The sequence below is a fragment of the Riemerella columbina DSM 16469 genome (genome assembly GCF_000374405.1).
Lineage (GTDB): Bacteria > Bacteroidota > Bacteroidia > Flavobacteriales > Weeksellaceae > Riemerella > Riemerella columbina.
Map to the genome: position 1 here is coordinate 1 of NZ_KB894243.1, position 14461 is coordinate 14461.

The window sequence follows — 14461 nt, forward strand, 5'->3', positions numbered from 1 at the left end:
GTGAAGTCTTGGAGAGATAATTGGGAAGAATTGACCGTATTTTTCGACTTTCCTTTAGAAATCCGTAAAATTATATATACCACTAATTTAATCGAAAATCTTAATGGAAAAATCCGTAAATACACCAAAAATAAGATGTCTTTCCCTACCGATGAGGCAGTTATGAAGTCGGTATATCTCTCTATAAGAGAAGCCACTAAGAAATGGTCGATGCCTATTAAGAATTGGGGGTTGGTTTTGAACCAATTTATGCTTATTTTTGACCAAAGACTCAGACTCTAAAAACCTAAGACTCTCTTTTTAACTTACACACTTTATGGGATAGTGTCTTTCAAAAACCTCTTTTTAACTTACACAGTTTATGAGATACTACCGAAATTTTAATCGTACTCTATATTTCGTGGTTTCTTGTTGGTTATTTTTCGTTTTACCCTGTTGGTTTCTATATCTGCTGGATTAAATGTTTCTGAAAAAAAAACACGAGCAAGACGCTCGTGCTGGTGGGGAAGGTGGCTTTTGATTGGCTCTGTGCGTTCGGTTTTATAATATTCTGTTTTCTTTTTCAGCTTTTTTGTCTTTATAATTACCTATTAAAAAGCCAATAGCCATTCCAATCGGCATACCTATTAGTAGACCTAATCCAATTTTTCCAATTGCTACTCCGATAGATAATCCTAATAGCATTCCTAAAGTCGTTCCCTTTGACATATATCGTTTCTTAAATTTACTTTTTTTAAAAAGATTATATTTTTCCTCAACAAAGGCTTCTAAATTAGTTATATCTTTTAATTGTTTCGTGTTATAACTTATTCTTTTTCCTTCTATTTTGTTTGGTATTTCATTAACTACGCATTCTACTTTCAACTTTAATTCCTCATTTTCCTTAATAGTTCCGTTCTCAATTTTAACAAGTAAATTATATAAGTACTGATAATTTATATTTTCCTTTTCTTGAATTGAAAAATTTTTAGTTTTGCTTTTTAAATTTTCTTTTATTTCTTCTGTCCAATTTATCATAAAACTCTTTTAATATAATCATTCTCCTGTTTTTTCAGTCTTTTAAACTTAACCCCGCCTTTTACAAATACTATGTTATCTGATGTTTCTTTATTCACTAATATTAATGTGTGGCAATTTTTCTTTGAATTTCTGTAAATCTGAATTTTTGAATTCCTTGGTGTAAATTAATTCACGATTTTTTGAATCCAAAAGCATTGTACCAAAATATTTTATTTTCCCTTTTTCAATACTAAATTCAAGGTTTTCTTTAATAGGATATCCAACTAATTCTTGTATATATCCAGAATTGAAGAAATATGTATACTCATTGAATTTGTAATTTCCAGGCTTTTCTTTCAAAACGAAGAAAAAGTAAACATATTTATCGTCTTTATTTTTTTCAAAATCTGCAATAGTTTGAGGTGCTATTGCTCCAGTTCCAATTTGAAAAGAAAATTTTTGTTTATTATTTTTATCTTGTTCAATAAGTGTTTTTATTTCTTCATTAGTATAATAAATGTTAGAACCTGATGAATAGGTTCTTTTAAGTATTCCAATTACACCAGCAATTGCTCCTTCATTTTCATTTAATCCAAAGTTTTCAGAAGTCAAATTCTTAGATGGTACAGTTGCACAAGAGATTAAAGTCAAAGTAGTAAAAATCGTTAAAATTAAATTTTTCATAGATTATATATTATAAATTTATTTGAAATGGTAGATTGTCCCGGAATTTTGCAAAACCGCTTGATATACGAAGTCGCTTTGCGACGAGCTCATCAGGCGGTGTAAGCCGCCGGGACGATGTAGCGAAAGGAGCGAAGCCGATTTCACTACATCACACAAATATACGAATGTTCTATAAACCACAAAACTTTGTATAGGAATGTAGATATTCAAGGTGTCAGCGTGGAAAACCAACTGAGAAAGAACGATGCGATAATTATTCTTTGTGTTTGTCTTAGTAGTGCTACGCGTGAGGGCGGAGGACATTGTTGGAGTTCCTTTTTTTGTCACATTTCGACTACGCTCAATGTGACAAAAAAAGAACGACTGCCCGTAGACCGACGCTCTGCCTTTTCCTAAAAAAAGGCAGAGGGGCACGCCCAAATAAAATTAAAAAATTCAATGATTTAAAATTCAATGATTACGGATTCAAGATTTAAGATTGTGAGGGTGTAAAAGGTAGTCCGTATTTATTTCTAATCGTACTCCATATTTCGTAGTTTTTTGTTGGTAAGGGCTAAAATGGCGGTTACAAGTAAAGTCATACTTCCTCCAAAAACAACTGAACACACTACGCCTAAAAGTTTTGCAGCAACACCACTTTCAAATTGTCCCATTTCGTTACTCGACATAATAAAAATGGAATTGACACTCAGCACTCGACCTCGGATATGGTCTGGGGTTTTAAGCTGGACAATAGTCCCTCGAATCACTACGGAAATACCGTCTAACATTCCGGAAAGCATCAAAAGGAAAAACGATAACCAATAGAGTTTAGACAACCCAAACCCAATGATACACGCACCGAATCCTGCCACAGCCACCAATAATATTTTCCCTTGATTTTTTTTGAGTGGAATAAAGGATAGTGTGATAATGATACACATAGAACCAATGTCTGATGCTGCATTCAAAAGCCCGAAACCTTCCGCTCCAACCTTTAGAATATCGCTGGCATAGACGGGAATCATTGCAATGGCACCGCCAAATAGTACGGCAAACATATCAAGGCACAAAGCACCTAAAATTTCTTTCGTTTTGTAGATATAAGCAATCCCTTCTCGCATACTTGCCCAAACTTTCACTTCTTTTTTGTTGTGTTCGGAAGGTTGAGGATTCAATTGCCAAAAGAATAATGAGGCCAAAACCATTAGTCCTGCAATGACGACTAAAGTCCATTTAATCGTGATTAGAGCAATCAAAAAACCACCTACCGCATGACCACAAACCGATGAGGTTAGGAATGTGGCTTGGTTGAGCGTAATGGCATTGGCAAGATTTTCTTTCTTTACCATTTTGGGAATCATAGAGGGGACTAATGGCCCGATAAAGGCTCTGCAAATCCCTGTAAAAAATATAATGCCATAGATTACATAAGTGGTTTGGTAGCCATTAAGATTCAAATCCGAACGAAAAAATGCCAACCCAATCAACCCACTTACGAGTACCACATAAATATAATTGCAGATGAGTAGCATTTTCTTTTTCTCATTCATATCAATTACGTGCCCTGCATAGAGGGCGGTAGATACAGCGGGGATGACTTCGGACAATCCGATAATCCCAATAGATAAAGGGTTTTTAGTCAATTGATAGACCCACCAACCCAATAAAGTCGCCATCATTCGGAAGGCTAAAATCAGAAAGAAACGCCCTGATAACAGGTGTCGGTATTCGATGTTTTTAAGGGTTTTTAAAGGCTCTAAATTCATAGGTTAGTTAAGATTGACTTGTGAAATTAATCTTGCAAATTTAGGGATTTATTAATCGAGGGAGGAGGTGGTTGAGATTATTTTTTCAGTTTATAAGTTATATTTTGCCATTTCTTCAATTCATTAAAGTAAGTTATATTTGTAAAGTCATTAAATATTAAGGAAATGAATGGTTTTAAATCTATATTTATTTTTTGCTTATTGCTGATTTATCAATGTTCGTTTACACAGAGTGAAGGTACGCCAATGTCAGATGTAATAGACGAAGTACCGACTAAGCCGATAATCCAAGATACGCTGAGCCAAGATACAATTTCTATCATTGGTGTGGGTGATATGATGATAGGAACTAATTTTCCCTCTAATGACTATCTACCACCCAACGATGGTAAAGATATGTTTAATGCTGTGTCGGAATTTTTACAAGATGCTACGCTAACATTTGGAAACCTTGAAGGGGGATTGTTGACGGGAAAAGGTCAGGTAAAGCAATGTCGAAATCCAGAGGTTTGTTATGCTTTTAAAAGTCCAGACCATTATGTACATCATTATAAAAAAGCAGGATTTGATGTGGTGAGTATTGCCAATAATCATGTGGGGGATTTTGGGGATATCGGCAGAAAAAATACCGTAAAAGTACTGTCAGAGGCAGGGATTCATTTTGCAGGATTGAGCGATTATCCTTATGCCATTTTTGAAAAAGATGGGATTAAGTTTGGATTTTGTGCGTTTGCACCCAATGCGGGCACTCAAAAAATTAATGATTATAAAAATGCAGAAGCCATAGTCAAACATTTAGATTCTTTGTGTCAGGTCGTTATAGTATCATTCCACGGTGGGGCAGAAGGGGCTAAGCGCAATCATATCACCAGGAAAAAAGAAGTTTTTTTAGGTGAAGATAGAGGGGATCCGTATGAATTTGCAAGGGTGGTCATTGATGCTGGAGCAGATATAGTGTTTGGGCATGGACCACATTTAACACGAGCAATAGATTTATATAGCAATAGATTTATTGCTTATAGTCTAGGGAACTTTGCGACCTATGGAAGATTTAATTTAAAAGGAGCTATGGGAGTCGCGCCGATGATTAAAGTCTATACCGATAAAAATGGCGAATTTATATCCGCAAAAATTACACCCATCAAACAAATAGGCGAAGGAATCCCGATATTAGATGAGTCCAAAGAAGCTATTAAACAAATCCAATATCTTACCAATGCAGATATTCCCGAAGCACCGATTAAGATTAGTGATGATGGTATGGTGACTAGAAAGTAGGTTGATATTTATATTTGAAAGTAATGCACCGCCTTATCTTGTCGTACTACTCCATTAATTTTGTAACTAAAAAATCATGAAAAAACTGTTTTTAGACGATATCCGAACTGTTGAAATGGTTTATCAAAAGGCATCTTATAAAGAGTTTGATATAGTAAGGTCTTACAAAGAGTTTGTAACCTATATTCAAGAATATGGGTTGCCTGATTTTATTAGTTTTGATAACGATTTGGGATTGGACGAAGGTGGAAATATAGCACCTGATGGTTTAGCTGCGACAAAATGGTTGGTATATGAATCTGGGTTGGATTTAAGAAATCTAGACTATCATGTGCATTCTGCCAACCCTGTAGCATCAGAGCAAATTCGAGGGCTTTTAGGAAACTATTTAAAATACTTAAAATCCGAAAATTAACATTTTTTTAATGGCTAATGTATTTGGATTTTTGGCATAAAAATTCATATCTTTGCAATTCATTTTGAGAGAGATACATCTATAACTGAAACAAAATTTATTTAATGCTCTAATCCTTAGTGGATTAGGGGTTTTGTTTTTTTGTGTGTCTCTTGGGATGAAAAACAAAATAAAAATATTTTGCACTACGCCGTGAAAAGATATACCGGAGTTGCAGTTAGGAAGTTATTTTTAAAATAAATTGGCGCAGCCAAGGTTTACGATAACACTCAGTTTCTAACCTCAACGCCATTGTTCTAAATTGACTTTCTGATATTTTTAATGAATAACAAAATATTTTTAACTACAATCTTCTAAAGTTTTATGAGTAAATCAAAGACGACGAGCAAAACTCAGGGAAATCAAAGAATTAATTTCTCGTCTGCGAAGGGAAGAGTGGAAATGCCAGATTTTCTGGATATCCAATTAGAATCCTTTAAGGAATTCTTCCAACTAGACACACTTCCAGAGCAAAGAGTAAAAGAAGGTCTCTACAAAACCTTCCAAGAAAATTTTCCAATCACAGATTCCAGAAATCAGTTTGTACTAGAGTTTTTAGACTATCTAGTGGATTCACCACGCTACTCTATTGATGAGTGTGTGGAGCGTGGATTGACTTATTCTGTGCCGTTAAAGGCGAGATTAAAACTCTACTGTACAGATCCAGAATATGATGATTTCCAAACGGTAATCCAAGATGTGTATTTAGGGACGGTACCTTATATGACGCCATCAGGATCGTTTATTATCAATGGTGCGGAGCGTGTGGTAGTAACTCAGTTACACCGTTCGCCAGGGGTGTTCTTCGGGCAAACTTACCATGCTAACGGAACTAAATTATACTATTCGAGAATTATTCCTTTTAAAGGTTCTTGGATGGAGTTTACTACCGATATCAATAGCGTAATGTATGCGTATATCGACCGTAAGAAAAAGTTGCCACTTACCACGCTTCTAAGAGCGATTGGCTACGAATCAGATAAAGAAATTCTTCAAATCTTCGACTTAGCAGAAGAGGTAAAAGTTTCTAAGGCGGCACTGAAAAAAGTGGAAGGTAGAACGCTTGCGGCTAGAGTATTGAATACTTGGTTTGAAGATTTCGTAGATGAAGATACAGGGGAAGTAGTTTCTGTTGAAAGAAACGAAATTATCCTAGATAGAGAAACAGTTCTAGAAAAAGAACATTTAGATTTGATTTTAGAATCAGGGGTGAAGACGATTTTAATTCACAACGAAAATACTAAGGAGTTTTCTATCATCCAAAATACATTACAAAAAGACCCTACCAACTCAGAAAAAGAGGCCGTAGAATATATTTATCGTCAGTTAAGAAATGCAGATCCACCAGATGAGGAGACAGCAAGAGGAATTATCGATAAATTATTCTTCTCAGAGCAGAGATACTCTCTGGGCGAAGTAGGTCGTTACAGATTAAATAAAAAATTAGGGTTAAATGTTGACGAAGATATCCAAGTTCTTACTAAAGAAGATATCATTAGCATTGTAAAACACTTAATAGAATTAGCTAACTCTAAAGCTGAGGTAGATGATATCGACCACCTTTCTAACAGAAGAATTAGAACGGTTGGGGAGCAGTTAGCAGGACAGTTTGGAGTAGGACTTTCAAGAATTGCGAGAACCATTCGTGAGAGAATGAATGTTCGTGATAATGAATTATTTAGCCCAACAGACTTAGTGAACGCTAAGACTTTAACTTCGGTAATTAATTCATTCTTTGGAACCAACCAGCTTTCTCAGTTTATGGATCAGACTAACCCATTGTCTGAGGTAACGCATAAGAGAAGACTTTCCGCTTTAGGACCTGGTGGTTTATCAAGGGAGCGTGCAGGGTTTGAGGTTCGAGATGTTCACCATACCCACTACGGAAGAATTTGTCCAATTGAAACACCAGAAGGACCAAACATTGGTTTGATTTCATCTTTAGGTATTTATGCTAAGATTAATAATCTAGGATTTATTGAAACCCCTTACCGTAAGGTAGAGAATGGTAAAGTTGATTTCAAAGCGGCACCAGTATATTTAAATGCAGAAGACGAAGAATCTAAAATCATTGCTCAGGCGAATGTGGAGTTGGCAGATGATGGTAAATTTGAAACCGACAGAATCATTGCGCGTCTAGATGGTGACTACCCAGTAGTAGAGCCAGATCAGGTAGATTTAATTGATATTGCACCAAACCAGATTTCTGGTATTTCGGCATCGTTGATTCCATTCTTGGAGCATGATGATGCGAACCGTGCATTGATGGGATCTAACATGATGCGTCAGGCAGTACCATTATTAAAACCTCAAGCACCAATTGTAGGAACAGGCTTAGAAAAACAAGTAGCTAGAGATTCTAGAGTATTAATTAATGCTGAAGGTTCGGGGGTGGTAGAATATGTAGATGCAGAAAAAATTGTCATTAAATACGATAGAACCGAAGATGAAGATATTGTAAACTTTGATTCTGCTACGAAAACTTATAACTTAATTAAGTTTAGAAAAACCAACCAATCCACTACGATTACTTTGAAACCTATCGTAAGAGCTGGGGACAAGGTAGAGAAAGGTCAAGTACTTTGTGATGGTTACGCTACTGAAAAAGGCGAATTGGCATTAGGTAGAAACTTAGTGGTAGCCTTTATGCCTTGGAAAGGGTACAACTTTGAGGATGCGATTGTAATCAACGAAAAAGTAGTACGCGAGGACTGGTTTACTTCTATCCATGTGGACGAATATTCACTAGAGGTAAGAGATACCAAACTAGGAATGGAGGAATTGACAGCGGATATTCCAAATATTTCTGAGGATGCCACCAAAGACTTAGACGAAAACGGTATGATCCGTATCGGTGCTGAGGTAAAACCTGGTGATATCTTGATTGGTAAAATTACACCTAAAGGTGAGTCTGATCCTACACCAGAAGAGAAATTATTAAGAGCCATCTTTGGGGATAAAGCAGGAGATGTAAAAGATGCTTCATTAAAAGCCAATTCTTCGCTTAGAGGTGTGGTAATTGATAAAAAATTATTCTCTAGAAATATCAAGGATAAGAAGAAAAGAACCGAAGAGAAAATCAAGCTCGAAGAGATTGAAAATGATTATAAAGCTAAGTTCAAAGACTTAAGAAGTGTACTTTTAGATAAGCTAAACTCTATCGTAAACGGTAAAACTTCTCAAGGTGTTAAAAATGACTTAGGAGAGGAAATCATTGGTAAAGGTTCTAAATTCACAATGAAACTATTGTCTTCTGTGGAGGATTACATGAATGTAAACGGCTCCGACTGGACAGTAGATGCAGATAAAAATGAGTTGATTAAGCAATTAATCCACAACTATAAAATTAAATACAACGATTTACAAAGCTTCAAAAACCGTGAGAAATATGCTATTTCTATCGGGGATGAATTGCCATCAGGTATCATTAAATTAGCTAAAGTTTATATTGCTAAGAAGCGTAAATTGAATGTAGGAGATAAAATGGCAGGTCGTCACGGTAACAAAGGTATCGTATCGCGCATCGTAAGAGAAGAAGATATGCCATTCTTAGAAGATGGAACGCCAGTAGATATCGTACTAAATCCACTAGGGGTACCATCTCGTATGAACATTGGACAGATTTACGAAACCGTATTAGGTTGGGCAGGTAAGCAATTAGGATTGAAGTTTGCTACGCCAATCTTTGATGGTGCTAAACTTGACCAAATTACCGAATATACAGAAAAAGCAGGATTGCCAATCTACGGTAACACTCACCTTTATGATGGTGGTACAGGAGAGCGTTTCACGCAGCCAGCTACTGTTGGGGTAATCTATATGTTGAAATTAGGACACATGGTGGATGATAAGATGCACGCGCGTTCTATTGGACCTTACTCATTGATTACGCAGCAGCCATTAGGTGGTAAAGCACAATTTGGTGGTCAGCGTTTCGGAGAGATGGAGGTATGGGCATTAGAAGCCTTTGGTGCGTCTAATATCCTTAGAGAAATCTTAACTGTGAAGTCTGATGATGTGATTGGTAGAGCCAAAACTTATGAAGCCATTGCGAAAGGTGAAGCAATGCCAGAGCCTGGTATTCCAGAATCTTTCAATGTATTGTTACATGAGTTACAAGGTCTAGGATTAGATGTAAGGCTTGAAGAATAATTTTAAATTTTAAATTATAATATTGAGCCTAAAATAAGGTTCAAAACATAATCTAAAATCTAAAATACATAATCTAAAATTTCAAAAATGTCAAACAAAAATAAAACAAGTAGATTTAATAAAATCTCAATAGGTTTAGCTTCACCAGAATCGATTCTTCAAGAATCTAGAGGGGAAGTTTTAAAGCCAGAAACGATTAACTATCGTACCCATAAGCCAGAGAGAGACGGTTTATTCTGTGAAAAAATCTTTGGTCCTATCAAGGATTATGAGTGTGCGTGTGGTAAATATAAGCGTATCCGTTACAAAGGTATCGTCTGCGACCGTTGTGGGGTAGAGGTTACTGAGAAAAAGGTGCGTAGAGAGCGTGTAGGGCATATCAATTTGGTAGTGCCAGTAGCACATATTTGGTATTTCCGTTCGTTGCCAAACAAAATTGGTTACTTATTAGGATTACCATCTAAAAAATTGGATATGATTATCTACTATGAGAGATATGTCGTAATCCAACAGGGTATCGCTAAGAAAGCCGATGGTTCTGATTTTGAAGAAATGGAATTCTTAACAGAAGAAGAATACTTAGATATCTTAGAAACTTTACCAGTAGAAAATCAATATCTTGACGATTCTGACCCTAATAAGTTTATCGCTAAAATGGGTGCAGAAGCCGTAGAAGAATTATTAAGAAGAATAGATTTAGATGCTTTATCTTATGATTTAAGACACAAAGCACACAACGAAACTTCTAAACAGAGAAGAACCGAAGCATTAAAAAGATTATCTGTTGTTGAAGCCTTGAGAGATGCTAATACCAGAATGATTAACCGCCCAGAATGGATGGTGATGCGTGTGCTTCCTGTAATTCCACCAGAATTGAGACCACTAGTCCCATTAGATGGTGGGCGTTTCGCAACTTCGGATTTGAATGATTTATATAGAAGAGTAATCATCAGAAACAATCGTCTGAAGAGACTTCTCGAAATCAAAGCGCCAGAAGTAATCTTAAGAAACGAAAAGCGTATGTTGCAGGAGTCGGTGGATTCATTATTTGATAACACTAGAAAATCTTCAGCAGTAAAATCTGAAAGCAACAGACCATTAAAATCTCTTTCTGACTCTCTTAAAGGTAAGCAAGGGCGTTTCCGTCAGAACTTATTGGGTAAAAGGGTGGACTACTCTGCGCGTTCGGTAATTGTTGTTGGACCTACTTTGGAACTTCACGAATGTGGTATTCCTAAAGATATGGCAGCGGAACTTTACAAACCATTTATCATTAGAAAACTAATTGAAAGAGGTATTGTAAAAACCGTAAAATCTGCGAAGAGAATTATCGATAGAAAAGAACCTGTGGTGTATGATATCCTTGAAAATGTAATGAAAGGACACCCAGTATTGCTTAACCGTGCGCCTACGCTTCACCGTTTAGGTATCCAAGCCTTCCAACCAAAAATGATTGAAGGGAAAGCCATCCAACTGCACCCATTGGTAACTACGGCATTCAACGCCGACTTCGATGGTGACCAGATGGCGGTACACTTACCACTAGGGCCAGAAGCGATTTTAGAAGCTCAGTTATTAATGTTAGGTTCGCAAAATATCCTTAACCCTGCCAATGGTTCCCCAATTACGGTACCATCTCAGGACATGGTATTAGGACTTTACTTTATGACTAAGGAAGGGCATTCTACCGAAGACTATAAAGTGAAAGGGGAAGGTCTCGTATTCTATTCACCAGAAGAAGCAGAAATTGCTTACAACGAAGGTAGAGTTTCTTTAAATGCTAAAGTAAAGTGTAGATTACCAATTAAGGAAAATGGTGAACTCGTTACTAAACTAATTGAGACTACGGTAGGTAGAATTTTATTCAACCAAATTGTACCAGAAGAAATTGGTTATATCAATGAATTATTGACTAAAAAATCATTAAGAAATATCATTGGTAGAATCTTAGCGGAAACGGATTTCCCAACTACGGTGAAGTTCTTAGATAGAATGAAAGATTTAGGTTATACCAATGCCTTCAAAGGTGGACTTTCATTTAGTCTTGCCGATATCGTAGTGCCTGAAGAAAAGAAAACTATGATTAGCAACGCCGTAGAAAGTGTAGATGATATTAAGGCTAACTATAATATGGGTCTTATTACCGATACAGAGCGTTATAACCAAGTAATTGATGTTTGGACGAATACAAACGCTAATCTAACAGAAATGATTATGAACAGGATGAAAACTGACCAAGGTGGATTCAACTCTGTTTATATGATGCTAGATTCTGGAGCGAGGGGCTCTAAAGAGCAGATTCGTCAGTTATCTGGTATGCGTGGATTGATGGCAAAACCTCAAAAAGCGGGTTCAGTAGGAGCAGAGATTATCGAAAACCCTATTGTAGCCAACTTTAAGGAAGGTCTTTCCATCTTGGAGTACTTTATCTCTACCCACGGTGCGCGTAAAGGTCTAGCGGATACCGCCCTTAAAACTGCCGATGCAGGTTACTTAACGAGAAGATTGGTAGATGTAGCACAAGATGTTATCATTACGGAAGATGATTGTGGTACATTAAGAGGAGTGGAAGTAACGCCATTGAGAAAAAATGATGATATTGTAGAAAAATTATCTGAAAGAATCTTAGGTAGAATTTCACTTCACGATATTTATGACCCAGAAACCGATGAAATCATTGTAGAAGCAGACGAGCTAATTAACGAAGAATTGGCTAAGAAGATAGAAGAGGCAGGTATTGAAGCGGTAGAAGTGCGTTCACCATTAACTTGTGAATCTAAACGAGGAATTTGTGCGAAGTGCTACGGTAGAAACTTAGCGACTGGTAAGATGATCCATATGGGAGAAGCCGTAGGGGTAATCGCCGCACAGTCGATTGGTGAGCCTGGTACACAGCTGACTTTGAGAACCTTCCACCAAGGGGGTACTGCAGGGAACGTTTCAGAAAATCCATCTATCGTGGCTAAGAGAGATGGTATTGTAGAAATGGACGAAGTAAGAACCGTAACTTCCGAAGATGAAGAAGGAAACAAGGCAGAGATTGTAGTGTCTCGTTCTACGGAATTCCGTTTGGTAGCAGATAATGCTAACAGAGCACAAATCATGGTTGCCAATGTGCCTTATGGTTCCATACTTGCCGTAAAACCTGGTGATAAGGTGAAAAAAGGAGACTTAATTGCGAAATGGGATCCATATAACGCCGTAATTATTGCCGAAACTTCTGGTAAGGTAGAATACGAAGATATCATCAAAGGGGTATCCTTCCAATTAGAGATTGACGAACAAACAGGTTTCGAAGAGAAAGTAATCTCGGAATCTAGAAATAAAAAAGCCGTTCCTACGCTAAGAGTTGTAGACTCCAAAGGTGTAGAGCAAAAATCTTATAACTTACCAGTGGGTGCCCACTTAATGGTAAACGATGGTGAGAAGATTAAGGCGGGTAAAATCTTAATTAAGATCCCTAGAAAATCTGCAAAAGCAGGGGATATCACGGGTGGTCTTCCAAGAGTTACCGAATTATTTGAAGCGAGAAATCCTTCTAACCCAGCGGTAGTAACAGAAATCGACGGGGTAGTATCTTATGGTAAAATCAAGAGAGGTAACCGAGAACTTATTGTAGAGTCTAAAACTGGAGAAATTAAAAAGTATCTGGTAAAACTTTCTAACCAAATCTTAGTTCAAGAAAATGACTTTGTGAAAGCAGGTTCGCCATTATCCGATGGTTCCGTAACGCCGAACGATATTCTTGCCATCAAAGGACCTACGGCGGTACAAGAATACTTAGTGAACGAAATTCAGGAAGTATACCGTTTACAGGGGGTGAAAATCGATGACAAACACTTTGAAATTATCGTAAGACAGATGATGACCAAAGTTGAAATTGTTGATGGTGGTGATACGCAATTCTTAGAGGGAAGCTTAGAGCATAAGTTAGATTTTATCCAAGAAAACGAAAGAGTATTTGGTATGAAGGTCGTTACCGATCCCGGGGATTCTCAAGAATTGAAAGCGGGACAAATGATTACCGCTAGAGAATTGAGAGACGAAAACTCTAAGTTGAAGCGTGAAGACCTAAAACTAGTAGAGGTTCGTGAAGCGCTTACGGCTACGGCACATCCAGTACTACAAGGTATTACGAGAGCCGCATTGCAAACGAAATCCTTTATGTCGGCAGCATCGTTCCAGGAAACGACTAAGGTGCTTAACGAAGCTGCTGTATCTGGTAAAGTCGATGTGTTGAATGGTCTTAAAGAAAATGTAATCGTAGGGCATAGAATTCCTGCTGGTACGGGACTTAAAGATTATCAAAGCTTTATCGTAGGTTCTAATAAAGAATTTGAAGATTTAAACTAAAAAATAATAAACAATAGTTTGAAAGGTTAGAGAATATTTGTACCTTTAGCCTTTCAAACTTTAATAAAAACAAAAATTATGGACAACAATCAAAACCAAAACCAAGATCCAAACAACATTAATATCGAACTTAATGAAGTAGTTGCAGCAGGTGTATATGCTAACTTAGCACTAGTAAACCACTCACCATCTGAGTTTGTATTGGATTTCATCCAAATGATGCCAGGGGTACAACAAGCAAAAGTAAGATCTAGAGTGATTTTAGCACCATTACACGCTAAAAGAGTTCTCAATGCATTGCAACAAAATATTGCTAACTACGAGCAACAGTTTGGAGAAATAAAAGAAGTAGAACCATTTGTATTAGGAGGAAACAATACGCCACAGGCTTAATCGTTCTTTTTAATAAAAAAGTAAAATCTTATTGCATAGTTTGTAATAAGATTTTTTTTATTTTTGGTAAAATTAATTTCTATGAAAAAACAAGTACTACTTTTGAGTGTTTTTACTTTTGAATATCCTTAATTACACCTATAAGTATTATCTTTGCACTAAATTTAGAAGATAATCCGTATGAACTTATTTACTTTTACAGCTGAGTTTGGAGATGAGCAGAGTTGTCGCAAGCATTTCAAAGAAGAGCGTGACAAGCATGNAGTGGTTTGCAAAAAATGCTCTAACACAACACATTATTGGAAGAGAGACAAAGAATGTTATGAGTGTAAATCTTGTGGTTTTCGCACCTCTTTACGCAGTGGCACTATTATGGAAAATTCAAATCTTCCTTTTC

9 protein-coding genes and 1 pseudogene are annotated in these 14461 nt (G+C 36.7%); 7 read left to right on the plus strand and 3 right to left on the minus strand.

Going from position 1 to position 14461, the window contains the following annotated elements:
- On the plus strand, nt 1–282 hold a 282-nt coding region (locus C237_RS13135), incomplete at its 5' end, for a transposase (protein ID WP_018674920.1).
- A gap of 258 nt (nt 283–540) precedes the next feature.
- On the opposite strand, the gene C237_RS0107935 is transcribed toward C237_RS13135, so the two are convergent.
- The 3 genes from C237_RS0107935 to C237_RS0107945 all read right to left on the minus strand — a co-directional run bounded on the left by C237_RS0107935 (nt 541) and on the right by C237_RS0107945 (nt 3434).
- Nucleotides 541–1017: a hypothetical protein gene (locus C237_RS0107935; protein ID WP_018675968.1), complete on the minus strand. Its 477-nt coding sequence runs from the start codon at nt 1015–1017 to the stop codon at nt 541–543.
- Nucleotides 1018–1107: 90 nt separating this feature from the next.
- Entirely contained in the window at nt 1108–1683 is a 576-nt protein-coding gene (locus C237_RS0107940) for a hypothetical protein (protein WP_018675969.1), read from the minus strand.
- A 515-nt stretch (nt 1684–2198) separates the two neighbouring features.
- Nucleotides 2199–3434, minus strand: a complete 1236-nt coding sequence (locus tag C237_RS0107945; protein ID WP_018675970.1) for an MFS transporter — start codon at nt 3432–3434, stop codon at nt 2199–2201.
- Nucleotides 3435–3599: 165 nt separating this feature from the next.
- On the opposite strand from C237_RS0107945, the gene C237_RS0107950 reads away from it, so the two are divergent.
- From C237_RS0107950 to C237_RS13140, 6 genes and pseudogenes are all read left to right on the plus strand, one after another.
- On the plus strand, nt 3600–4712 hold the full coding sequence (locus C237_RS0107950) for a CapA family protein (RefSeq protein ID WP_018675971.1): 1113 nt from the start codon (nt 3600–3602) through the stop codon (nt 4710–4712).
- Between the two features lie 76 nt (nt 4713–4788).
- Nucleotides 4789–5127 carry a cyclic-phosphate processing receiver domain-containing protein gene (locus C237_RS0107955; protein ID WP_018675972.1) on the plus strand — a complete coding sequence of 113 codons (339 nt, stop codon included), beginning with the start codon at nt 4789–4791 and terminating at the stop codon, nt 5125–5127.
- Nucleotides 5128–5490: 363 nt separating this feature from the next.
- Nucleotides 5491–9318, plus strand: coding sequence for a DNA-directed RNA polymerase subunit beta (rpoB, locus tag C237_RS0107965; RefSeq protein ID WP_018675973.1), 3828 nt, complete (start codon nt 5491–5493; stop codon nt 9316–9318).
- Nucleotides 9319–9405: 87 nt separating this feature from the next.
- Nucleotides 9406–13671 (plus strand): DNA-directed RNA polymerase subunit beta', encoded by a 4266-nt coding sequence (gene rpoC / locus C237_RS0107970; protein WP_018675974.1) that lies wholly within the window; start codon nt 9406–9408, stop codon nt 13669–13671.
- Nucleotides 13672–13749: 78 nt separating this feature from the next.
- Complete coding sequence (locus C237_RS0107975) at nt 13750–14064, plus strand: DUF3467 domain-containing protein (protein ID WP_018675975.1); 315 nt, start codon at nt 13750–13752, stop codon at nt 14062–14064.
- Between the two features lie 180 nt (nt 14065–14244).
- Nucleotides 14245–14461 (plus strand): annotated as a pseudogene (locus C237_RS13140) (IS1595 family transposase); the annotation flags it as partial.